The sequence below is a fragment of the Dinoroseobacter sp. S375 genome, assembly GCF_049800775.1.
GTDB lineage: Bacteria > Pseudomonadota > Alphaproteobacteria > Rhodobacterales > Rhodobacteraceae > Dinoroseobacter.
In genome coordinates, this window is the sequence record NZ_JBNAFR010000005.1 from 211,660 (window position 1) to 235,046 (window position 23,387).

Sequence of the window (23,387 nt, forward strand, 5' to 3'; positions counted from 1 at the left end):
AAACATCCGCCAGACGGAACGCGCGGCTTGGCCCGCCGCGCGCAAGAGCCCGGACCTGCCTGGCGACCACCGATCTCGGACGCGAGGCACTTGCCGCATCGAAACGCTCCGCGTGGCTGGCCCGCAAATACCGATCGCCGCGCTACTCGGAGGCAGAGGGCGCGACCTCCGCGAAATGGTTCATGAATTCGACAAGACCAATATCGAACGCAGCCTCAAATGCTCGGCTCGGCTCCAGACCAAGACCGATCCCCTTGTAGTAATCCGCGATGGCACCCTCATAGCCTCGATCCGTCAGATGATAGACCGCGAGAGCGCCGGCGTCATAGGCCTCGGACGCCAGACGCCCCTCCAGGGGAAACAAGCGCAACTCCTCCAGAGGCGGCAAGCCAGCCCGGTAGCCATCGGAGAACCAGCCGACGCTCCGACCAATGCGCTTGCGATCCGAGAGACCATAGGTGATCGCCCATTCGACGAACTCTGCACTGCCTTCCCGGAACCAGGCTGGGCCGAGCGGGCTGACCATCCCGTTCGGAAGCTCTGTTCGGAGGCGTTTCCCCGCCAATTGGGTTTCCGCATCATGGAACAGCTCATGGGCGAGCACACGCCAGACATCCGGTCGCCGCACCCGGTCTGCGGGACCGGACCCCGAACCGAGACAGATCAAGACGCCGCTCCAGGTGTGTACCCCATCCCAGTCTCCGGGCCCGCGGCACGAGGTGTCGGACCAGAGTTCTGCCTCCTTGTCGGAAAACCCATGGTCGGCCTTCAGAGCGCTGCGGAAATCCGCGTTGTTTCCGACGATGTGCACATCCACCGTAAGCGGGAGTTCCGGGAATGACATCTCTTCGAGCAGGGCTTCGAACAAGGCCAGCCCGGTCCGGATGTCACGGCGGTTCGCGGCATCCACGTCATCGCCAAACCGGACATCATATCGCTGCGCCCGCGCGGGCCAGACCTGCTTGAGCTCCGGTCGTGCCTCCCCGGCCAACCGGCAAAAGACCACCGCGTTGCGCTGCGTGAGGGATTGGAGGACCGGAAGCGGGGTCTCCGCGCGAAACCGGCGCAGGGCTGCGCGGGTGCGCGGCCCGATCTCACCATCTTCCGGACCGGCATCATGGCCCGCCGCGTTCAACACGGACTGCAGGCATTGGACGCCCGGCTCCGACGCCAAAGCGCCCGTGGCGAGGAAAAGCGCGGTCAGAAGCGATGCAACCAGACCGCGCCCCATGTATCAGTCCCGCAGGAGCTCGTTGATCCCGGTCTTGGAGCGGGTCCGCTCATCGACGCGTTTCACAATGACCGCGCAATAGAGGTTGATGCCGTTCTTCGACGGCATGGAGCCCGCTACCACGACGGAATAGGGCGGGACCTCGCCATACATGACCTCGCCGGTCTCGCGGTCCACGATCTTGGTGGACTGGCCGATGAAGACCCCCATGCCCAGCACCGAGCCCTCGCGGACGATGCAGCCTTCGACCACTTCCGACCGCGCACCGATGAAACAGTTATCCTCGATGATGGTCGGGCCCGCCTGCATGGGCTCCAAAACGCCGCCGATGCCGACGCCGCCGGACAGGTGGACGTTCTTGCCGATCTGCGCGCAGGAGCCGACCGTGGCCCAAGTGTCGACCATGGTGCCCTCATCCACATAGGCACCAAGATTGACGAAAGACGGCATCAGCACCACGCCCGGCGCGATGAAGGCGGATTTGCGCACGATACAGTTCGGCACGGCGCGGAAGCCCGCAGCCTTCCACTGGTTGTCGCCCCAGCCCTTGAACTTGCTGTCGACCTTGTCCCACCAGCCCGCGCCCTGGGGACCGCCCTCCTGCTGTTCCATATCCTTGATGCGGAACCCCAGCAGAACGGCCTTCTTGGCCCACTGGTTCACATGCCAGCTGCCATCTTCCTGTTTCTCGGCGACGCGCAATCCGCCGCTATCGAGGGCGTTGAGCGTGTCCTCGATCGCCTCGCGGGTCTCGCCCGTGGTGTTGGGCGTGATCGTGTCGCGCGCCTCCCAGGCGGCTTCAATCGCGGTTTCGAGCTGTGCGTTGGACATCGGTCCCCTCCGAGCGTGCAAGATCAGGTTGGGTGGCTATAGACCGTCCCGCCCAGCGCTGCAATCAGCGCCGCGCCGAGGCCTGCTCGCCCTGCGCGGGTATGCTGGCGCCATTGCTGGCCGGGCCGTGGGGGTGGCGGGTCAGGAACTCGGACATGCGTTCGGCCACATCCCCGGGCACCCGTTCGACATTCGCCGCCCGCAGGGGCGCGGCCATGGCCCGGGCCGAAAGCGTGAAATCCACCGCCAGCGTGACCAGCATCCAATCCCCGAGCCGACCGACCGCGCCGCGCAGCACGAAATGCTCGAAATGGGCCTGTCCCATCACCTCCCAGGAGCCGCGCTGCCGCTGCTCTTCGGTCAGCACCCGCGCAAGGTCGAGGGGAAAGACCGCCGGGGGCAATTCGGCCTCAATGGCGTCCCGCAGCCCGCCGGGAGAGACCTGCAGCCCGTGACAGAAGCGCGCCATCATCGCCTGCTCGGCAGCGGCGTCGCGCATCCCGAAGCCATCGGGCACCATGCATTGCAGCGCCGGGCGCAAAACCAACGGTTCGCGCGGCACGGGCGCTTTCCAGTCCTGACGATCATGATCCCAGATGTTCAACGGCGCAGGTGGTGGCACGAGGCGTGGCGCCACATGCTCTGCAAACCCCTGATAATCCTGAAATCTTTCGAACGGCGCAGCCTCCAGCGACGCGCGTCCCACAGTAATGCGTAGTCCCACCCTTGTCCCCCGAAGGCAGGCTGAATAGCCGCCATGGCAAAAATCTTAGCCCGATCCCCGGCGATGTCGCAACGTTTTTGCCACGCTTGACCGACAATCCGGCCTGCCCCGGACCGGACCCGAGGACGCAGCCCCGCAGCATCCCCTTGCGTTTTCACAGAAACCCGCCAGTTTGGGGCGATATACTGTGCTCCAGCCCCCTTTCCCCCGTGCCACCCCAGACCCGGCGCGTCCATGTTCACAAGCAGGCAGCCCGATGAAAGACGACCACAAGCACGGCCCGTTCCGCGACGCCCATCAGGACGTGGAAACCGCCGATAGCAGCCCCGACACCCCCCAGACCCGCGCGCCGGCCTATCGGCTGGCCTTCGACGATCCCGATTTCCTGTGCCGCGAAGAGCTGCGCCCGGTCCGGCTGCAACTCGAATTGCTGAAACCGCAGATGGTGCTGGATGAACGCGGCGTCGAAAGCACGATCGTGATGTTCGGCGGCGCACGCATCCCCTCCCCCGCCGAGAAGGACAGCGCGCGCACCAAGACCCTCGCCGATCTCTCGGGCTTCTACGAAGAGGCCCGCAAATTCGCCTATGCCATGACCCAGAAAAGCATGGAGAGCTATGGCCGCGAGGACGTGATCGTCACCGGCGGCGGCCCCGGCGTGATGGAGGCCGGAAACCTCGGCGCCCACGAGGCCGGCGGCGCGTCCATCGGGCTCAGCATCGTGCTCCCGCACGAACAGGCCCCGAATGAATATGTCACCCCGGATCTGTGCTTCAACTTCCACTACTTCGCCGTCCGCAAAATGCACTTCCTGATGCGCGCCAAGGCCATCGCGGTCTTCCCCGGCGGGTTCGGCACCCTGGACGAGCTCTTTGAATCGCTCACCCTGATCCAGACCGGCCGCATGGCGCGGGTGCCCTTCCTGCTCTTCGGCTCGGAATTCTGGCGCGAGATCATCAACTGGGACGCCTTGGCCGAGGCCGGCACGATCTCGGACGAGGATCTCGATCTCTTCCGCATGGTCGACAGCGCCGAGGAGGCGATCGCCCTGATCGACGGCTGGGATGGCGAAACCGGCTGGCGCGACAGCCTCCCCGGACGCTCCCTGCGCGCCGAATGACCCGTAGGGCCCGCGCCGCGCGAACCCACCTGCGCCGCCCCCTGTCTTAAGTCTCCAAATATCCTCGCCGAAGGCTTGCGCCGCAGGCGCAAAAAAGGCCGCGTCCCCTCGGGGCGCGGCCTCCTTTTTCACCGGATGAGCGGGATCACTCCGCCGGAATGGCGCTCTCCTCGATGCCCAGCGGAACCGGGATATGGACCAGCATCTCCTTCGGGCAGACCTGCAGGAAGTGGTCCTTCTCCAGATCCCAATGCTGGAGGATATCGGCGGCCTTCCGGCTGCCGGTCTCTTCCAGATGGCGCTCGATCAGGCCCTTCAGCTGGGCCTCCCAATGCTCCATGGTCACCGGGCAGCGCACCAGGGTCTCCATGTTCATCATGTCGGGCGCCTTGCCCTCCGGATCGTAAAGGTAAGCCATCCCGCCGGTCATGCCCGCGCCGAAATTGGCCCCGATCTCGCCAAGGATCACCGCTACACCGCCGGTCATGTATTCACACCCGTTCGAACCACAGCCCTCGATCACGACCGAAGCGCCCGAGTTCCGCACGGCGAACCGCTCGCCCGCGCGCCCGGCGGCAAAGAGGAAGCCATCCGTCGCGCCATAGAGCACCGTGTTGCCGATGATCGTGTTCTCGCTCGCGTTCAGCGGCGAGCCCAGAACCGGCTTGACCACGACCGTCCCGCCCGAGAGGCCCTTGCCCACATAGTCATTGGCATCGCCCGACACTTCGAGCTTGAGCCCAGGCGCCGCAAACGCGCCCAGCGACTGACCTGCCGAGCCTTCGAGCTTCACCGTCAGGTGATCCGGCTGCAGCGCGTTGCGCATCCCGAAATTGGTGACGATATGGCTCGAGGTCCGCGTGCCGATGGTCCGCAGCGTGTTCTGCACCGCATAGGACAGCTGCATCTTCTCGCCATCCTTCAGGAAGCGCGCGGCATCCGCCACGATCTGCGCATCCAGCGTATCCGGCACGGCATTGCGCGGCTTGTTGCGGTCATAGACAATGTTCTGCGCGCCATCGACCGTGATCAGAAGCGGGTTGAGATCCAGATCATCCAGATGGGCCGAGCCACGGCTGACCTGCTTGAGCAGATCCGCACGCCCGATCACCTCATCGAGGCTGCGCGCCCCGATGCTGGCCAGCACCTCGCGCACCTCCTGAGCGTAGAAGGTGATCAGGTTGACGACCTTGTCCGCATTGCCGGTGAACTTCTCGCGCAGCTCTTCGTTCTGGGTGCAGACCCCCACCGGGCAGGTGTTGGACTGGCACTGACGCACCATGATGCAGCCCATCGCGATCAGCGCGGCGGTCCCGATGCCGTATTCCTCGGCCCCCATCAGGGCGGCGAGAACGATGTCGCGGCCCGTGCGCAGACCGCCATCGGTCCGCAGGGTCACCCGGTCGCGCAGGTTGTTCATGGCGAGCACCTGATGCGCCTCGGTCAGACCCATCTCCCACGGCAGACCGGCATATTTGATCGAGGTCGCGGGCGATGCGCCCGTCCCGCCATTATGGCCCGAGACAAGGATCACATCCGCCTTGGCCTTGGCCACGCCGGCGGCAATCGTGCCCACGCCCGAGGAGGCCACCAGTTTCACGGTCACCTTGCAGCGCGGGTTGATCTGCTTGAGGTCATAGATCAGCTGCGCCAGATCCTCGATCGAATAGATATCGTGGTGCGGCGGGGGCGAGATCAGCGTCACGCCCTTGGTCGAGTGCCGCAGACGCGCGATCAGGTCCGTGACCTTCATTCCCGGCAGCTGGCCGCCCTCGCCGGGCTTGGCGCCCTGGGCAACCTTGATCTCCAGCTCTTCGCAATGGTTCAGGTACTCGGCGGTCACACCGAACCGGCCCGAAGCCACCTGCTTGATCTTGGCGGACGGGTTGTCGCCGTTCGGCTCGGGGACGAAATGCGCCGGATCCTCGCCGCCCTCGCCACTATCCGAGCGCGCGCCAATGCGGTTCATGGCGACGTTCAGGGTCTTGTGCGCCTCGGGGCTCAGCGCGCCCAGCGACATGCCCGGCGTCACGAAGCGCTTGCGGATCGAGGTGACGCTCTCGACCTCTTCGATCGGCACCGGCTTGCCCATGGGCGTGATCGCCAACAGGTCCCGCAGATGGATCGGCGGGTTGGACTGCATCGCCTTGGAGAACTGCTTCCACAGCTCATAGGACGACCGGTTACACGCCGCCTGCAGCAGGTGCATGGTCTGGGCTTCCCAGGCATGGGTCTCGCCCGAGCGGCGCGACTTGTAAAAGCCCCCGATCGGCAGCACGTCCTGACCGCCCCGCCAGCCCTTGGCATGGACCTCTTCGAGCTTGGTCTGGATACCGGTCGTCCCGATCCCCGAGATCCGGCTGGTCATGCCGGGGAAATACTCGGCCACCATGGCCCGGCTGAGGCCCACGGCCTCGAAGTTCAGACCGCCGCGATAGGAGGAGATTACCGAGATCCCCATCTTCGCCATGATCTTCAACAGGCCCTGATCGATGGCATCGCGATACCGCTTCACGGCTTCGGTCAGGGTGCAATCGAGCAACCCGCGCCGGATCCGGTCCGCGAGGCTGTCCTCGGCGAGATAGGCGTTCACCGTGGTCGCCCCGCAGCCGATCAGCACCGCGAAGTAATGCGGATCGACGCATTCCGCCGCACGCACATTGAGCGAGCAGAAGGTCCGCAGACCCTTGCGCGTCAGCCAGCTATGGATGGCGCTGGTCGCGAGGATCATCGGCATCGCCACCCGGTCCTCGGACTGGGCCCGGTCGCTGAGCACGATATGCGCCGCGCCCGAGCGCACCGCATCCTCGGCCTCGTCGCGGATCCGCCCCAGCTCCTGTTTGAGGGTGTCCGCGCTGCCGCCGGCAGGGAAGGTACAGTCGATATAGCAGACCGCATCGCCGAACTGGGCGATCAGGCGCTCGAACTGGGCATTGCCCACGAAGGGGCTTTCGAGCACGAGGATCTCGGTCTGCTCCGAGGTCTCGTCCAGCACGTTCTTGAGGTTGCCGAACCGGGTCTTGAGGCTCATGACCCGGTATTCCCGCAGGCTGTCGATCGGCGGGTTGGTGACCTGGCTGAAGTTCTGGCGGAAGAAATGGCTCAGCGGGCGGTACTTGCCCGACAGCACCGCGGGCGGCGTGTCATCGCCCATGGAGGCCAGCGTTTCCTTGCCGTCCTCGGCCATGGGCACGAGGATCTGCTCGAGCTCCTCGATGGAGTAGCCCGCCGCGATCTGGCGCTTGCGCAGCTCGCCCCCCTCATAGAGCGCGGCCTCGGTCACACCCTCCAGCTCGGTATCCATGTCGGTGATCTTGCCGACCCAGTCACCAAAGGGCTGGGAGGCCGCGAGCTTGTCCTTGATCTCGGTGTCGTGGAACAGCACGCCCTCGGACATGTCCACGGCAATCAACTGCCCCGGGCCCAGCGCGCCCTTCTCGACGACGCCATGCTCGTTCACCGGAACCATCCCTGTCTCGGAGCCCGCGATCAGCAGCCCGTCACCGGTCACCACATAGCGCATCGGGCGCAGACCGTTCCGGTCAAGCCCGGCACAAACCCAGCGACCATCGGTCATCGCCAGGGCGGCGGGACCGTCCCAGGGCTCCATCACCGAGTTGCAGTAGGAATACATGTCGCGCCAGGCCTGCGGCAGCTCCACCGCCTGCTTGGACCAGCTCTCCGGCACCAGCAGGGTCTTGGCCATGGGCGCATTCCGCCCCGACCGCACCAGCACCTCGAACACCGCGTCCAGCGCGGCACTGTCCGACGAGCCGCCCGGGATGATCGGCTTGATGTCCTCGGCCAGATCCCCAAAGGTCCCCGAGGCCATGCGGATCTCGTGGCTCTTCATCCAGTTGGTGTTGCCCTTCAGCGTGTTGATCTCGCCGTTATGGGCCAGCATCCGGAAAGGCTGGGCCAGCCACCATTGCGGGAAGGTGTTGGTCGAATAGCGCTGGTGATAGATCGCAAAGGCCGACACGAAGCGCTCGTCCTGCAGGTCCGGATAGAACTCGGCGACCTGCTCGGCCAGCATCATGCCCTTGTAGATGATCGACCGGCAGGACAGCGAACACATATAGAGCCCGGCCACCTGCGCCGCCCCGGCCGCCTTCTCGATCCGGCGACGAATGACATAGAGCTCGCGCTCGAAGGTCTCTTCATCCACGCCCTTGGAATTCGAGATGATGATCTGCTCGATCTCGGGCCGGGTCGCATTGGCCTTCTCGCCCAGACAGGACACATCCACCGGCACATGGCGCCAGCCATAGATGTGATAACCCATGCGCAACACTTCGGATTCCACGATGGTCCGGCAGGTCTCTTGCGCGCCGTAATCCGTGCGCGGCAAAAACACCTGCCCCACGGCCATCAGCTGATCCATGTCGGGCTCATGCCCGGTGTGGCGCACCTGATCGTAGAAAAACTCGACCGGGATCTGGACATGGATGCCCGCCCCGTCGCCGGTCTTGCCATCCGCATCCACGGCTCCCCGGTGCCAGATCGCCTTCAGCGCGGTGATCCCGGCCTCGACCACGGCCCGGGACTTCTCGCCCTTGACGTTGACCACCAGACCCACACCGCAGGAGGAATGCTCTTCCTCCTCGGAATACAGGCCATGCTCGGCCATCCAGGCGCGCTTCGCTTCTTCGGCGGCGGCCCACTCTGCGTCATACTTCGTCATGGCGTCTCTCCTTCTTGGGCAGCCGCGACCGCGGCCGAGATATCGGCTTTGGTCAGGCGCATGTGGTCTCCGGTCAGGGCAGAGCCCGCCGGTCTGTGATCGTTCCGGACCCGCCGGGTCCGCTGCAGCCCCGCAGGACCGTGAAATAAGTCAAAGGCGGCTTCGGCCCGCACCCTGTGCCGGGCCGCGCCGGGGCCTGTATCGGGGCGCATCGCCATCACAGCTCCTCCCCGCAATCGAACCGCCCCTGATGGGACTGGAAGCCCGGATTACCGGGCACGAGGATCTCGCGCACATCGGTGTCGAATTCGCGCGTGTCGCGGTCGGTGACCATGGTCGAGCGGCCAAGGATCACGAAATTCTCGGTCTCGGGCAGCAGCAGATCCCAGACGCGGGAGAACCCACCAATCGAGGCCTCGGTCTCCATATCCATCCCGGCACTGCCCGTGCGGAAGGTCATCCCGTTCCGCGTGACCGTGTTCTCCGACAGCTCCAGCCGCAGGGACAGCGTGATCGCCACCTCCTCGCCCAGATCGAGGGTCGATTCCGTGCGGGCCGTCTCGCTGCCTGTCTCGCGCAGCAGGTTGAGGTCGAGCGGATCGAGGGTGGTCTGGACCGTGACCGAGCCCGGCCCGGCCAGCGACACGAAATCCCCGAGATCCCCGGTCAGGTCCGAGAACTCGACCCCGACCAGCTCGCCCGCTTCGGAGCTGACAATCGCATAGCCCTGATCGTCGCAGCGATAGAACAGCTCGACCTCGCACATGCCCTTCTGGGCCGTGACGATGGGCGTGCAGCGCTCGGTGATCTCATCGACCAGCGGATGGGACAGCGCGCCCGTGGCCAGCACGCCCGTCCCGAACAGGGCACATAGCGGCAGCAGAGCCGCAGCACGGGTGACGCGTGGCGTTGCGATGGCGCGCATGATGTCCTCTCGGTTTTGGGTCAGTCTCTCTGACCGTTGCGTTTTTTGCTGTTAACCGGATGCCCGACACTTGCCCGACAGATGTCCGACACCTGTCAGACGCTCTGCCGATACGGGTCGGGCACGGGTTTGGTTATTCGGCGGCGACCGATGTGGCCTTGGCGTTGAACGCCTCGAGCATGGCTTCTGCCGCCTCGCGCCCGTCGCGGATCGCCCAGACAACAAGGCTCGCGCCGCGCACGATATCCCCCACCGCATAGACGCCATCCATGGCGGTCTTATGGGTGCGGAAATCGGCCTTCACCGTGCCCCAGCGGGTCACTTCCAGCTCGGGCTCGCCCCAGAGCGTGGGCAGATCCTCAGGCTCGAAGCCCAGCGCCTTGATTACGATATCCGCGTCCTCGACGTAATCCGCACCCTCGATCAGCTCGGGGGCCTGACGGCCCGTCGCATCGGGGGCGCCCAGACGCATCTTCTGGACCATGACGCCCGAGACATCCGTGTCTCCGGTATAGCCCTTGGGGGCGGTCAGCCAGACGAACTCGACGCCTTCTTCCTCGGCATTCTGCACTTCGCGCTGGGATCCCGGCATGTTCGCCCGGTCCCGACGGTAAAGGCATTTGACGCTGGTCGCGCCCTGACGGGTCGCCGTGCGCACGCAATCCATGGCCGTATCGCCACCGCCGATCACGACGACGCGCTTGCCCTCGGCATTCAGCTCGCCACTGTCGAATTCCGGCACATCGTCGCCAAAGCTCTTGCGGTTCGAAGCGGTCAGATAGTCGATCGCCCGCACGATGCCGTTCGCACCTGCGCCCGGCCCGCCCAGATCGCGGGACTTGTAGACGCCCGTGGCGATGAGCACCGCGTCATGCTTCTCGCGGATCTTCGCAAAGGAGATGTCGGTGCCCACGTCGCAGTTCAGCTCAAAGGTGACGCCGCCCTGCTCGAGCTGGTCGTTGCGGCGCGTGACCACGTCTTTTTCCAGCTTGAAGCCCGGGATCCCGTAGACCAGCAGCCCGCCCGCGCGGTCATAGCGGTCATAGACGGTGACCTGAATGCCCTGACGGCGCAGCACGTCCGCCGCAGCGAGGCCACCGGGGCCCGCCCCGATGATACCGACGCTCTCCGGGCGTTCCTGTGCGGGGGAGATGGGCTTGACCCAGCCCTGCTCCCACGCGGTGTCGGTGATGTATTTCTCGACCGAACCGATGGTGACCGTGCCGTGGCCCGATTGCTCGATGACGCAATTGCCCTCGCAAAGCCGGTCCTGCGGGCAGATACGGCCGCAGATCTCGGGGAAGGTGTTGGTCGCCTGGCTGACCTCATAGGCCTCCTGCAGGCGGCCCTCGGCGGTCAGCTTGAGCCAGTCGGGGATGTTGTTGTGCAGCGGGCAGTGGCTCTGACAATAGGGCACACCGCATTGCGAGCAGCGGGACGCTTGCTCCGCGGCCTTCTCGGTCGCATACTCGCGATAGATCTCGTCAAAGTCCTGCTTGCGCAGATCGGGCGGCCGTTTCTCCGGCATGTCCTTTTCGATCTTGACGAATTTGAGCATCGGCTGATGGGCCATAAGGTCCTCCTGGCTAACGCGCGCTGTATAAACGCGGTGCGCGGGAAATAAAAGTCACCTTTGCTGACCTTAAATTAAAAAAATGCACTGCCCTTGCGGTCTGCGGCGATAAATCCGTCAAATTTAGGTCAGCATGTAATGCCTACCCTGCGTCAATGGGTGGTTTTTCTTTTACAGTTACGCTGGATAAATTGCCCTCGAATCAATGAAGCGTACGTAGTGCCCCTGTTCCATCTCCTCCTTGTCGCCATCATCCAGGGCCTGACCGAGTTTCTGCCGGTCTCCTCCTCGGGTCATCTCATCCTTCTCCCCGCGCTCAGCGGGATGGAGGATCAGGGCCAAACCATTGATGTGGCTGTTCATGTCGGCACGCTGTTCGCGGTGGTTCTGTATTTCTGGGCCGATGTGAAAGTCGCGGCAGGGGGGCTGACCCGACTGGCGCGGGGCAAGGTGGATACGCCCGGCGCATTCCTCGCCCTGTGTCTCGTGATCGCTACCGGCCCGGTGATCCTGGTCGGGCTGATCTTCAGCGTGACCGGTTTGAACGATATGATGAGGAGCATGGCGGTGATCGGCTGGACCATGCTCATTTTCGGGATCGTCCTCTATTGGGCCGACCAGAAGGGCCCGAGCACGCGGGAGGCCGGCGGCTGGACCCTGAAACATGCGCTGATCATGGGCCTCTGGCAGGCGGTGGCGCTGATCCCCGGCACCTCGCGCTCGGGGATCACGATCACCGGCGCGCGCTTTCTCGGATACAAGCGGGAGGACGCCGCGAAGCTGTCGATGCTCATGTCGATCCCCACCATCATCGCCTCGGGCAGCCTTCTCGGGCTCGAGGTCGCGGCGGATGCAAACTGGCAGCTTCTAGTCGACGGGGCCATCGCCGCGCTCTTTGCCTTTATCGCGGCCCTCGCTGCGCTGGTTCTGATGATGCGATTGCTCAAGTCGGTGAGCTTCACGCCCTATGTCATTTACCGCATCGTGCTCGGCGTGATTCTGCTCATGCTCGCGTATAGTTAATTTAAAATGCCTAAAATTTGCGCAGACACTACTGGCGATTTAGTCAACAAAAATTCACATAACACCCTATTGTTTCAATCTGTAACAATTAAAAACCGATATTTTCTTATGTTTTCAAAGCGGTTTCGTTAACGTTTTTTTAACACGCTTGAAACATCGGCAAATCTCCGCGTAACGTCTCATCACGTTTTTAGTAGTGAGGTAATGGTTCCGTCGATAGGTCGCGGGAAAATAGACCGAGACGGCTTGGTTCAAAAAGTCATTGATTTAGGAAACCTGCGACAGCGCTGGTGAGCGCGTGTGTGTGTCGTTGCGGGAAAGTTCTGTGCACTTTTTATGGCCCCATTCCCTTCGAACTTCATGTCGGCACGTTGTCGACAAGGTCTGATGAGGGAACAGCAGAATGACCACCAGGACATATGAGTTTACCGCCTTCAGCGAGGACGATCTGGTCCAGCAAGGCACGATCGGCGGTGGCTTGGGCAAAGGCGAGACATTCGTCATGCCCGCCGCGGCAACCACGGTCATCTCGACGAAGGATGACGACAACGTCCTGTCCGGCGACTATGGCAAGGACAAGGACGACAACGCGAAGGACAGCTCCGGTCAGATCGCGGTCATCAACGGCGTCGAGATCTCCGGCGAGCAGGTCTATATCGAGAAATACTTCGTGGTGAAGGGCTCGGACGGCAAGACGTATTATCTGGCCGAGATCGAGGTCGAGGATTACCACGCACCCGGTCAGGGCGACGACTTCTTCACCTTCATCGGCGACGTTCCCCCGGCGGGCACGACCCTGAAGACGGTCGACTCCTGTGGCGTCAAGGACGGCATCAAGTACGAAGATCTCGGCGCAGGCCCGCTGGACGGCGACGGGTCGGATGCCGAGTGCATCACCATCGAAGCCGAGGACATGAACGACCATGGCTTCCGCACGGTCCATGGCGACAAGGCCTCCGGCGGCCAGCTGGTCAAGATCGAAGGCAATGACGGCAAGCTGACCACCGATTTCGACGGCCCCTCGGCGGTCTATGACCTGACCCTCTATGCTCAGGACGAGACAGACGGCGTGTCCAAGCTGCGGGTGTTCGTGGATGGCGAGCATGTCGGTACGATCATGCTGGACCAGCAGACCAATGGCGGCGGCAGCGACCATAGCGGCTTCACCGGCTTCACCCTTGAAGGTCTGGAGATCCACGAAGGCGCCGAGATCGAGATTCAGGCGTGGAAAGACTGCGGCGAGTGGGTCCGGATCGACAAGCTCGAGCTGAAGAAGGTCGATGACCTGCCCGAGAACGAAGCTCCGAGCTTCGACAACCTGCCCGATGATGGCGTCATCTGTGTCGACGAGAACGAGACCTTCGTCGCCGATATCGACGCCTCCGACGCGGATGGCGACAGCCTGACCTACGAAATCGTGGGTGGCCGCGATGGCGACATGTTCACCATCGACCCGAACACCGGCGAGCTGTCCTTCAAGGCGGCCAAGGACTACGAGAACCCGACATCCGGCGGTGGCAACAACACCTATGACGTGACCGTCAAGGTCAGCGACGGCAAAGGCGGCGAAGAGGTCAAGCCGCTCTGGATCAAGGTCAAGGACGTGGACGAGCCCGAGCCCGTCTGCATCGTGGTCGAAGCCGAGGACATGCACCTGTGCGGCTACTCGGTCGAGCATAACGGCGACGCCTCCGGTGGCGCGAACATCAAGGCCACCGGCCATTACGGCATTGCTGAAACCGTGTTCAACGGCCCGGCCGGCACCTATGACCTGAGCGTCTTCTCCATGGATGAGAATGACGGCAACGGCGCCATCGACGTCTATGTGAACGGTCAGTATGTCGACACGATCTGGCTCGACCAGGGCAATGACGGCGGCGGCGGTGCCAATTCCGGCTCCACCTTCTCCGAAGACGTGTTCCAGGACCTGCAGCTCGACACAGGCGACGTGATCAGCCTCGTGGGCTACACCGATTGCGCCGAGTTTGCGCGGATCGACAAGATCGTCCTGTGCGAAGACGGCAAGACCTGCCCGCCGGACTACATGAAGCTCGACTTCGCGGGCCTGCAGAAGGGCACCACCGTGTCGAACCAGTTCGACGGTGTGACCATCACGGCGCAGAAATCCGGCGACGGTGCGAACTCCGCCAATGACGCGATGATCTTCGACAGCAACAGCCCCACGGGCGGCGACAACGATCTCGGCTATAATGGTCTGGGCAACATCCTGATCATCTCCGAGGACAACGACGCCTCCGACCCCGACGACAATGCGGGTGGCGGCACGATCACCTTCGATTTCGACGCCCCGTCGGACCTGCAGAACATCCGTCTGCTGGACATCGAAGAGCAGGGCGGCACGATCAAGCTGTTCGACGAGGACGGCAACCTGATCAAGACCGTGGCCATCCCGGCAGCGGGCAACAACTCCAACCAGCTGGTCGACCTGAGCGCGGCGGATGTCGCGAGCATGGAAATCAACCTCGTCGGGTCCGGCGCTGTGGATGACCTCTGCTGGAAGCCGGGCGATCCGCCCGTGGAGCTGGGCTCCCTCGCCGGTCGTTATTTCTGCGACGAGAACGACAATGATATCGACGATGGCGAACCCGGGATCGCAGGCGCCACGGTCGAGCTTCTGGACGCCGCGGGCAATGTGATCGACACCACGACCACGGATGCCAATGGCGACTACATCTTCGAGGATCTCGGGCCGGGCACCTACTCCGTGCGCTTTGCCCCGGATGCCGATGGCAAGACCTTTGTCGCGCAGGATCAAGGTGGCGACGACACCGTGGACAGCGATGTCGATCCGAACACCGGCGAAACCGGTCCGATCATGCTGGCCTCCGGAGAGAACAAGACCGACGTGGATGCCGGGGTCGAGGATCCGGGGACCGCAGCCCTGAAAGGCCGCTACTTCTGCGACGAGAACGACAATGATGTGGACGATGCCGAGCCCGGCATTGGCGGCGTCACTGTCACCCTTCTCACCGCAGCGGGCGTCTTCGTGGCCGACACGGTGACGGCGGCGGACGGCACCTACGAATTCACCGGCCTCGACGCGGGTGACTACAAGGTGCGGTTCGACGCGGATCCGACCGGCAAGACCTTCGTGGCGCAGGATCAAGGTGGCGACGACACCGTGGACAGCGATGTCGACCCGAACACCGGCGAAACCGGCGTGATCTCGGTCGAGATCGGCGAAACGGTCGAGGATATCGACGCTGGCGTCGAGGATCCGGGAACAGCATCGGTCGGCGACACCGTGTGGTTCGATGCCAATGGCAACGGCGTGCTGGATGGTAGCGAATCCGGGGTTTCCGGTGTGAGCGTGACCCTCACGGGCGCAGGCGCTGACGGCGTGTTTGGCACGGCGGATGACACCACCGCCAACGACGTCACCGACGGCAACGGCAACTACCTGTTCGATGGTCTGGATGCAGGCTCCTACAAGGTGACCTTCGATGCCTCCACCACCGGCGGGCTGGTCTTCACCACCGAAGGCGCTGCTGCGGATGATGCCGTCAATAATGACAGCGATGCGGATCAGGCCACTGGCATGACCGGCGAATTCGATCTGAGCATCGGCGAAGCCGAGCGTGACATCGATGCGGGTCTCGTTGATCCGGGCACAGCCTCGCTGGGCGGTCGTTACTTCTGCGACGAGAATGACAACGATGTCGACGACTCCGAACCGGCTGTCGCAAATGTCGAGGTCTTCCTGCTGGATGCCAGCGGCAACGTGGTCGACAGCCAGCTCACCGACAGCGACGGCAACTACCTGTTCACCGGCCTCGAGGCAGGCACCTACTCGGTGCGCTTCGATGCAGAGCCCACCGGCAAGACCTTCGTCGCGCCGAACCAGGGCAATGACGACACCGTGGACAGCGATGTGAACCCGAACACCGGTGAAACCGGCCCGATCCAGGTCGAAATCGGCGACGCCATCCGCGACGTGGATGCCGGGGTCGAGGATCCGGGCACCGCAGCCCTGAAAGGCCGCTACTTCTGCGACGAGAACGACAATGATGTGGACGATGCCGAGCCCGGCATTGGCGGCGTCACCGTCACCCTTCTGACCGCAGCGGGCGTCTTCGTGGCCGACACGGTCACGGCGGCGGACGGCACCTACGAATTCACCGGCCTCGACGCGGGCGACTACAAGGTGCGGTTCGACGCGGATCCGACCGGCAAGACCTTCGTGGACCAGGATCAAGGTGGCGACGACACCGTTGACAGCGATGTCGACCCGAGCACCGGCGAAACCGGCGTGATCTCGGTCGAGATCGGCGAAACGGTCGAGGATATCGACGCAGGCGTCGAAGATCCGGGAACGGCATCGCTGGGTGACAAGGTCTTCCTCGACCTGAATGGCAATGGCGTTCAGGACATGGGCGAACAGGGCGTGGCCGATGTCTCGGTTATGCTTCTGGACGAGAATGGCACCCCGATCGCCACCACCTCCACCGACAGCAATGGCAACTACCTCTTCGGCGGACTGGATGCGGGCACCTACTCGGTCAAGTTCGGGGAGCCGGACGGGTTCGACTTCACCGTTCAGGATCAAGGTGGCAACGACGCGGCCGATAGCGACGCAGATCCGAGCAACGGTCAAACGGCGCAAGTCACTCTGGACATCGGGGAGGAGAACCTCACCGTCGATGCGGGCCTCATTGTCGAGAATGCAGACCCGACCCCGCAGGACGACGCGGGCATGATCTGTGCCAATGAGTTGCTGACGCTGGCTGTGCTGGACAATGACAGCGATCCGGATGGCGACACCCTGAGCGTGACCGCGGTCAACGGGACATCGATCTCGGAAGGCGAGACGATCAATGTCGACGGTGTGTTCATCACCCTGAACGGTGGCGAGCTGACCTTTGACGGCGAAGCGGCCTTCATCGATCTCGATATCGGCGAGAAAGCGGATGTCCAGTACACCTATACCGTCTCTGACGGGATGGGCGGCTTCTCGGATGCCTTCATCGACGTGGCCTATTGTGGCACCGCCGAAGACCTGCAGGGGATCGCTGACAGCCTGCCGGCTCAGGTGAACTACCAGATCATCGACGAAGCGGCAGCGGGTACCACCGATGGCTTCACGATCAAGGTCACCGGTTCCGGCGATGTCCGTCTCGACGACATCGTGTTCGAAGCGGCCTATTGTGCCAGCGCCTTTGATCCGGCTGATGGCGGAACGGACTTCACCAACGCGCCGATCCTGACCGGGGATCTCTATGTCGCCGAGGCGAGCCTCCTGCCCGACAGCGTGCTGGCTGGCCAGACGGGGATCAACGGCCAGAGCGCCGAGGATAACCTCGACCTGATCAACTGGATCCTGAACCAGGACTTCCAGGGCCAGGGCTACACCGATTTCGAGGTGCAGGGTGCCATCTGGAGCCTGACCGACAGCATCGATTTCATCCGCCCGGATCTGGGTGAGCTTGAAGATGTGCGTGAAATCGTGGCACTCGCCGAGGCGAATGGTGAAGGTTTCGTGGCCGGTGAGGGCGATGTGGTCGGATTGATGATCGATCCGAACCCTGCATCATCGACGAACAGCCAGCCGTTCATCATAGGCATCGATTTCAATGACATCGACTGCCTGTGCTGATAAGGTATTAACGAAAGGTTTACGGCGGGACCCTGTCCCGCCGTTGCTGTGGCCGTCACCGGCTTTGAAGACGCGATGCGCCGCGCGTTACTTTGTAAGATGGATTTCGCGCATGAAACCATCATCCTTAGGAGTTACGAATATGCTTCGTACCGCACTCACCACCGCAGGGGTTTTCGCCCTGACCGCGGGCGCTGCCATGGCGACGACCGATTGCTCGTTCGTCGGCAACTGCCCGACCGTTCCGGAAATCAGCGCCCTCGAAGGCACCGCAGCGCTCGCAGCTGTCCTCGCCGTCGTTGCTCTGGTTTGGGAGCGTCGCCGCCGCGCGGCCTGAGACTAAGTCTCACGCAAAAATCATTGTCGGCCCCGTGACGTCTGCCACGGGGCCGATCTATTTGTGCCCCTGTTTAGTCCCCATTTTCTGAGAAACCGCGCACATGACCGATGTAACTGCCCCCACCGCTCCTCCGAGTTCTGCCCGTCGCCTGGCCTGGGCTTTGGCCGCCGGGTTGCTTGGCGTCGAGCTGCTGCTGATCTCGGTCCTCTACCAGCATAATTTCGACTTCACCTGCCGGGATCTGGCTCCGGACGGGTTCTGTGCCTTTGCCGGACGGATCGTGCCGCGCGCCTTGGGTGTGCTGGCCGCCTTCGGGGTGTTCGTCCTCGCCTATTCCGAGCTGATCAAGCGCACGCTGGCCATACCGGGCCCCCGACCGCTCGGGCTCGGACTGAGCCTTGCCGGGCTGGCCCTTGCGCTGGCCCCCTGGCTCTTTCTCAGCGATGCGAGCGGCCCGGGCCTTGTGGCGCTTGGCGGGGCCGGCTGGCTCGGCGGTGCGGCACTGGCCGCGACGGGAGCCGCCCTGATCCTCGCCCCATGGCACGCCTGGCGCGCGCTGTTTGCAGAAAAGGGAGGCGTGTTGGTCGCGCTGGTCATGGCTGGCATGGCACTGCCGGAAATTTCCGACCGTGTGCAACCGCTCTGGCACGCGGATTGGGTAACGGACGTCACGTTCAACGCCGTGCTCTGGGTGCTCGACCTCGTGGGCTACACCGTGGATGGCAACCCGGAGACCAAGATCATCGGGATCTTCGGCACCGGCGATGTGGAGAACTTCCTTGTCGCCGTAGGCAAGGAGTGTTCCGGCGTCGAGGGGTTCGCCCTGATCACCGTGTTCCTGATCGTTTACATGATTCTGTTTCGGCGCGAGTTGGCAATCCCCCAGGCGTTTCTGCTCTTCCCTATCGGAATCCTGCTGAGCTGGACATTCAACGTCTTGCGGATCTCTGCGTTGCTGAGCCTTGGGTTTGAGGTTTCGCCCGAACTGGCCATTGGCGGCTTTCACAGCCATGCGGGCTGGCTGGCCTTCACCACCCTGTCGGTCGGGCTGATCCTCGTGGCGCGGAACGTTGCCTTCTTCAACAAGGCCGAGGTGCTGGCCGCGCCGCGCGCGCCCCTGCCGCCCTTCTTTCAGGACCCGGTGGTGGCCAAGGTGCTGCCCTTCGCGATCTTCATGCTCTCGGCGTTGCTGGCCTCGACCTTCAGCGAGACGCCCAGCCTGCTCTACCCGTTCCGCGCGCTCGCCATGGCGCTGGCGCTGGCGCTGTTCTGGCAGGTCCTGCGCGCGCTGCCCTGGCGGCTCGACCCGCTATCCCTCGCAAGCGGGGTGGCCATCGGCATCGCCTGGATCGCGACCTCCGCGGCTGCCGAAGGTCCGCCGCCCTTTGGTGCCCTGACCGGCGGCATGCTGGCCCTGTGGATCCTCACGCGGGTGATCGGCACGGCGGTTCTTGTCCCGATCATCGAGGAGCTGCTCTTCCGCGATTACCTGCTGCAGCGTCTGGCCCCCTCGGGCAAGGGCGTGCGGATGGTTGTGGCCATCGTGATCAGCGCCGGGCTCTTTGCCCTGCTCCATGACCGCTGGCTGGCCGCCGGGCTCGCCGGGCTTGTCTTCGGCGCGCTGGTCTACCGGTCCGGAAACATCACCGACGCCATCGTCAGCCATGCGGGCGCCAATGCCACCATCGCCGCCTGGGCCCTGGCCATGGGTGCGTGGCACATCATCTGATCAAGACCGGCACCCGAACATGACAAAGGCCCGGAGCGTTCCGGGCCTTTTGTGTTCAGGACAGAGGTCGGTTCAGGTCCGCAGGTTGCGACCCGACCGCTTGAGCTCTTCATACTGGCCCGAGGGACGGAAGCGCCACAGGTAGTCAGGCAGCACGGCCTCCAGCGCGACGGGGTCGATGCCCAACTCGTCAAAGCCCTTGGCGTCCGCGGCGACCACATTGTCATTGGCCAGATTGCGCACCTGATCGCGTGTGATCATGCCGTTATGGATCAGGCCAAGGGTCAGCTTCTGCAAAAGGTCGAAGCCCATACCCATCACGGTCGCAATCGGGAAAGGCACATTGAGAACGAGGCGGCGGCGATTGATCACCTTCAGCATCTGCCCCATCAAGTCGCGGAAGCTGCTGACATCGGGGCCGCCCAGCTCATAGATCCCCGGTGCGGCTGCGCCGGTCACCGCCTTGACAGCGGCCTTGGCCACATCATCCACATAGACCGGCTGGAACTTCGTCTCGGCCCCGACCACGGGCAGGATCGGCCCCAAACGCGACATCGAGGCGAAGCGGTTGAAGAACTCGTCCTCGGGCCCGAACACGATGGAGGGGCGCAGGATCACGGCACTGGGGATCGCCGCAAGCACGGCCTGCTCCCCCTCGCCCTTGGTGCGGGCATAATCGCTCTTGGCCGCGGGATCGGCACCGATGGCGGAGATTTGCACGAAATTGGTGATGCCTTCGGCGGCGGCCATCTTGGCCACCCGGGCCGCACCATGGCTCTGCACCAGGCCAAAGGTGTTCTTGCCGCTCTCCGACAGGATGCCCACGCAATTGATCGCCGCATCCGCGCCCTGCAACACCGCCTGAACCGAGGCGTCGTCACGAATGTTGCACAGCACCGGCTCGACCTGACCGACCGCGCCATAGGGGCGCACGAAGATCGCCTCATTCGGACGGCGCACAGCCACGCGCACGCGCCAGCCCTCCTGCGCCATGCGCCGAGCGATGTACCGGCCGACAAAGCCGGATCCCCCAAAGATGGTCACGAGTTTGGACATCTGGTGCTCCTTGATCCCGAGTCCCCAAAGGGTTTAGCGGTGCGGAAAATGGCCGACAAGGCGCAGGTCGTCGCGGCCTTGTCACCGACCTAGCAGAAAAACTTCGGAAAGGCGATTGCGGGCCGTTGACACCCCCTCAAAGCCTCTGTAACTCACCGCCTCACGACACCTGCCCAGGTGGCGGAATTGGTAGACGCGCTAGCTTCAGGTGCTAGTGTCCGTATGGACGTGGAGGTTCGAGTCCTCTCCTGGGCACCATTCCCCTTCCGTGCCGCATTGACAGGGTCATGTCGCCTTTGGCGACGAGACACCGATCACAGAAGGGGGTCAGATGACCAATCACCTGCACATGAATGATTTGCCTGATGGGCTGGATCTGGGGCCGGTTGTGGCCATTGATACCGAGACCATGGGCCTTGTGCCACAGCGCGACCGGCTCTGCGTCGTGCAGCTGTCCTCCGGGGACGGAAACGCGCATGTGGTCAAGATCGGCCAGGGGCAGACCGAGGCCCCGAATCTCTGCCGGATGCTGGCGGACCCGGCGGTGACCAAACTCTTTCATTTCGCGCGATTCGATGTGGCGGCACTGGAAAAGACCTTTGGGGTGACTACCACGCCGATCTATTGCACCAAGATCGCTTCCAAGCTTGTACGCACCTATACGGATCGCCACGGGCTCAAGGCGCTGCTGCATGAGTTGCTGGCGGTGGATGTCTCCAAGGCGCAGCAGAGCTCTGATTGGGGCGCGCCCACCCTGACCGAGGCGCAGGTGGAATACGCGGCCTCGGACGTGCTCTATCTTCACCGCCTCAAGGAGGCGCTGGACGGCATGCTCGCCCGCGAGGGCCGCACCGAGCTGGCACAGGCCTGTTTTGACTTCCTGCCGACTCGGGCACAGCTCGATCTGGGCGGCTGGTCCGAGATGGACATCTTCCACCACTGAAAGGCCGCGCAATGGCACAGACGTCGTTCCAGGAGATCGCACGACGCGTCATCGGCATCGAGGCCGATGGCCTCGCGCAGCTGGCCGCCGGGCTCGATGACAGCTTTGACCGCGCGGTCGAGACGATTCTCGAGGCCCGGGGACGGGTGATCGTATCGGGCATGGGCAAATCCGGGCATATCGCGCGCAAGATGGCCGCGACCTTTGCCTCCACCGGGACCCCGGCGCATTTTGTCCACCCGGCTGAGGCGAGCCATGGCGATCTGGGCATGATGGCGGCGGGCGATGTGGTTCTGGTGCTGTCGAATTCCGGCGAGACGCCCGAGCTTGCGGATCTGGTCGCCTATACACGGCGCTTCCGGATCCCGCTGATCGGGGTGGCCAGCAAGCCCGAGAGCACGCTTTTGCGCCAGTCCGACGTGGCGCTGGTCCTGCCCAAGGCACCCGAGGCCTGCGGTACGGGCATCGTGCCCACAACATCGACCACCATGACGCTGGCCCTCGGGGATGCCTTGGCCGTGGCCCTGATGGAGCACCGCCAGTTCAGCCCCGAGAATTTCCGTGACTTCCATCCGGGCGGCAAGCTGGGCGCGCGGCTCTCGAAGGTTGCCGATCTGATGCATCGCCATGACGAGCTCCCGCTGATCGCCGAAACCGCAGAGATGGGCGATGCCCTGCTGGAGATCAGCCAGAAAGGTTTTGGCGTTGTCGGCGTGACCCGCGCGGGCGCGCTGGCCGGGGTGATCACCGATGGCGACCTGCGGCGGCATATGTCCGGCCTGCTGGAGCTGCGGGCGGGCGATGTCATGACAAGCGACCCGCTGACCATCGCACCGGAGGCGCTGGCCGAAGAGGCCGTGGCGATCATGAACGATCGCAAGATCACCTGCCTCTTTGTGGTGCCTGCCGAGGGACCGCGGGTGCCCGCCGGGTTCCTGCATATCCACGACTGCCTGCGCGCCGGGATTGGCTGAGCCATGCCCCGGGCCGACAACCGCTATTCGCAGTTCGTCTCGGCGGCCAAGATCATCCTGCCGCTGGCCGGGCTGGGCCTGATGTCGAGCCTGTTCCTGATCTCGGGCGCGGGCGACACCCAGCAGGAGATCCCGTTCTCCGAGGTCGAGCTCGAAGAGATCGTCGAAGGGCAGCGGATCTTTCAGCCGCGCTATCAGACCGTGCTGGACGATGGCTCCGAGCTTGAACTTGTCGCCGAAAGTGCCCGCCCCCTGCTGACCAACCCCAACCAGTTCATGGCCAACGAAATCTCGGGCCGGGTCTTCGCCCTGGACGGCTTGCAGGTCGATATCCGCGCCGCGCGCGGCGTCGTCGACAATGCCACCGACACCGTGCGCGTCGAAGGCGGGCTGCGCCTGTCCCGCACGGATGGCTTTGTCCTCAGCGCCGAAGGGGCCGAGGCCCGTCTGGATGGGCAAACCGCCCAAAGCCGGGGCGATGTGATCGTTCTGGGGCCGGGGATCACCCTGAATGCCGGATCCGCCGAATATCGGCGCGACCCCGAGAGCGGCGCGGCGCAGCTGCTGTTCACACAAGGTGTGAAACTGGTATACACACCCCAGTGACGTTGGAGGTTCCA

Annotated in this window: 15 protein-coding genes and 1 tRNA gene; 9 read left to right on the forward strand and 7 right to left on the reverse strand. The window is 63.8% G+C overall.

The features are described 5' to 3' along the window. Positions 1-142: 142 nt before the first annotated feature. The 3 genes from ACP150_RS13485 to ACP150_RS13495 form a co-directional block, all read right to left on the reverse strand. Entirely contained in the window at positions 143-1,231 is a 1,089-nt protein-coding gene (locus ACP150_RS13485) for a peptidoglycan-binding domain-containing protein (RefSeq protein ID WP_424967176.1), read from the reverse strand. Positions 1,232-1,234: 3 nt separating this feature from the next. Next, positions 1,235-2,062 carry a 2,3,4,5-tetrahydropyridine-2,6-dicarboxylate N-succinyltransferase gene (gene dapD, locus ACP150_RS13490; RefSeq protein WP_424967177.1) on the reverse strand — a complete coding sequence of 276 codons (828 nt, stop codon included), beginning with the start codon at positions 2,060-2,062 and terminating at the stop codon, positions 1,235-1,237. 64 nt (positions 2,063-2,126) lie between these two features. Further along, a complete protein-coding gene (locus ACP150_RS13495; RefSeq protein ID WP_424967178.1) occupies positions 2,127-2,786 on the reverse strand; it encodes a hypothetical protein in 660 nt (219 codons plus the stop codon). Positions 2,787-3,042: 256 nt separating this feature from the next. Here ACP150_RS13495 and ACP150_RS13500 point away from each other — a divergent pair, with 256 nt between their 5' ends. Continuing rightward, positions 3,043-3,906 (forward strand): LOG family protein, encoded by an 864-nt coding sequence (locus ACP150_RS13500; RefSeq protein ID WP_424967179.1) that lies wholly within the window; start codon positions 3,043-3,045, stop codon positions 3,904-3,906. 145 nt (positions 3,907-4,051) lie between these two features. Here ACP150_RS13500 and gltB read toward each other — a convergent pair whose 3' ends face one another. From gltB to ACP150_RS13515, 3 genes are all read right to left on the reverse strand, one after another. Then, the gene (gltB, locus tag ACP150_RS13505; protein ID WP_424967180.1) at positions 4,052-8,590 is read right to left on the reverse strand and encodes a glutamate synthase large subunit; all 4,539 of its coding nucleotides are present in this window, start codon (positions 8,588-8,590) and stop codon (positions 4,052-4,054) included. A gap of 217 nt (positions 8,591-8,807) precedes the next feature. Beyond that, entirely contained in the window at positions 8,808-9,515 is a 708-nt protein-coding gene (locus tag ACP150_RS13510) for a hypothetical protein (RefSeq protein ID WP_424967181.1), read from the reverse strand. 133 nt (positions 9,516-9,648) lie between these two features. Then, a complete protein-coding gene (locus ACP150_RS13515; RefSeq protein ID WP_424967182.1) occupies positions 9,649-11,088 on the reverse strand; it encodes an NAD(P)-dependent oxidoreductase in 1,440 nt (479 codons plus the stop codon). Between the two features lie 219 nt (positions 11,089-11,307). On the opposite strand from ACP150_RS13515, the gene ACP150_RS13520 reads away from it, so the two are divergent. The 4 genes from ACP150_RS13520 to xrtE all read left to right on the forward strand — a co-directional run bounded on the left by ACP150_RS13520 (position 11,308) and on the right by xrtE (position 19,794). Next, positions 11,308-12,111, forward strand: a complete 804-nt coding sequence (locus ACP150_RS13520; protein ID WP_424967183.1) for an undecaprenyl-diphosphate phosphatase — start codon at positions 11,308-11,310, stop codon at positions 12,109-12,111. Between the two features lie 403 nt (positions 12,112-12,514). Beyond that, the gene (locus tag ACP150_RS13525; protein WP_424967184.1) at positions 12,515-17,725 is read left to right on the forward strand and encodes an SdrD B-like domain-containing protein; all 5,211 of its coding nucleotides are present in this window, start codon (positions 12,515-12,517) and stop codon (positions 17,723-17,725) included. Between the two features lie 142 nt (positions 17,726-17,867). Beyond that, the gene (locus ACP150_RS13530) at positions 17,868-18,062 is read left to right on the forward strand and encodes a hypothetical protein (RefSeq protein WP_424967185.1); all 195 of its coding nucleotides are present in this window, start codon (positions 17,868-17,870) and stop codon (positions 18,060-18,062) included. Positions 18,063-18,165: 103 nt separating this feature from the next. Then, positions 18,166-19,794 (forward strand): exosortase E/protease, VPEID-CTERM system, encoded by a 1,629-nt coding sequence (gene xrtE / locus ACP150_RS13535; protein WP_424967186.1) that lies wholly within the window; start codon positions 18,166-18,168, stop codon positions 19,792-19,794. Positions 19,795-19,866: 72 nt separating this feature from the next. Here xrtE and ACP150_RS13540 read toward each other — a convergent pair whose 3' ends face one another. Further along, positions 19,867-20,850 (reverse strand): complex I NDUFA9 subunit family protein, encoded by a 984-nt coding sequence (locus tag ACP150_RS13540; RefSeq protein WP_424967187.1) that lies wholly within the window; start codon positions 20,848-20,850, stop codon positions 19,867-19,869. Positions 20,851-21,021: 171 nt separating this feature from the next. On the opposite strand from ACP150_RS13540, the gene ACP150_RS13545 reads away from it, so the two are divergent. From ACP150_RS13545 to ACP150_RS13560, 4 genes are all read left to right on the forward strand, one after another. Continuing rightward, positions 21,022-21,108 (forward strand) — tRNA-Leu (locus ACP150_RS13545). Positions 21,109-21,181: 73 nt separating this feature from the next. After that, a complete protein-coding gene (locus ACP150_RS13550) occupies positions 21,182-21,793 on the forward strand; it encodes a ribonuclease D (protein WP_424967188.1) in 612 nt (203 codons plus the stop codon). A gap of 11 nt (positions 21,794-21,804) precedes the next feature. Then, positions 21,805-22,767 (forward strand): KpsF/GutQ family sugar-phosphate isomerase, encoded by a 963-nt coding sequence (locus ACP150_RS13555; protein ID WP_424967189.1) that lies wholly within the window; start codon positions 21,805-21,807, stop codon positions 22,765-22,767. Between the two features lie 3 nt (positions 22,768-22,770). Further along, entirely contained in the window at positions 22,771-23,373 is a 603-nt protein-coding gene (locus ACP150_RS13560; RefSeq protein WP_424967190.1) for a hypothetical protein, read from the forward strand. Positions 23,374-23,387: the final 14 nt, after the last annotated feature.

What these genes read in the sequence shown, in the direction of transcription:
- ACP150_RS13485 (WP_424967176.1), bottom strand. Translation starts at nt 1,231, where the DNA reads ATGGGGCGCGGTCTGGTTGCATCGCTTCTGACCGCGCTTTTCCTCGCC.
- dapD (WP_424967177.1), bottom strand. Translation starts at nt 2,062, where the DNA reads ATGTCCAACGCACAGCTCGAAACCGCGATTGAAGCCGCCTGGGAGGCG.
- ACP150_RS13500 (WP_424967179.1), top strand. Translation starts at nt 3,043, where the DNA reads ATGAAAGACGACCACAAGCACGGCCCGTTCCGCGACGCCCATCAGGAC.
- gltB (WP_424967180.1), bottom strand. Translation starts at nt 8,590, where the DNA reads ATGACGAAGTATGACGCAGAGTGGGCCGCCGCCGAAGAAGCGAAGCGC.
- ACP150_RS13510 (WP_424967181.1), bottom strand. Translation starts at nt 9,515, where the DNA reads ATGCGCGCCATCGCAACGCCACGCGTCACCCGTGCTGCGGCTCTGCTG.
- ACP150_RS13515 (WP_424967182.1), bottom strand. Translation starts at nt 11,088, where the DNA reads ATGGCCCATCAGCCGATGCTCAAATTCGTCAAGATCGAAAAGGACATG.
- ACP150_RS13525 (WP_424967184.1), top strand. Translation starts at nt 12,515, where the DNA reads ATGACCACCAGGACATATGAGTTTACCGCCTTCAGCGAGGACGATCTG.
- ACP150_RS13530 (WP_424967185.1), top strand. Translation starts at nt 17,868, where the DNA reads ATGCTTCGTACCGCACTCACCACCGCAGGGGTTTTCGCCCTGACCGCG.
- xrtE (WP_424967186.1), top strand. Translation starts at nt 18,166, where the DNA reads ATGACCGATGTAACTGCCCCCACCGCTCCTCCGAGTTCTGCCCGTCGC.
- ACP150_RS13540 (WP_424967187.1), bottom strand. Translation starts at nt 20,850, where the DNA reads ATGTCCAAACTCGTGACCATCTTTGGGGGATCCGGCTTTGTCGGCCGG.
- ACP150_RS13550 (WP_424967188.1), top strand. Translation starts at nt 21,182, where the DNA reads ATGACCAATCACCTGCACATGAATGATTTGCCTGATGGGCTGGATCTG.
- ACP150_RS13555 (WP_424967189.1), top strand. Translation starts at nt 21,805, where the DNA reads ATGGCACAGACGTCGTTCCAGGAGATCGCACGACGCGTCATCGGCATC.
- ACP150_RS13560 (WP_424967190.1), top strand. Translation starts at nt 22,771, where the DNA reads ATGCCCCGGGCCGACAACCGCTATTCGCAGTTCGTCTCGGCGGCCAAG.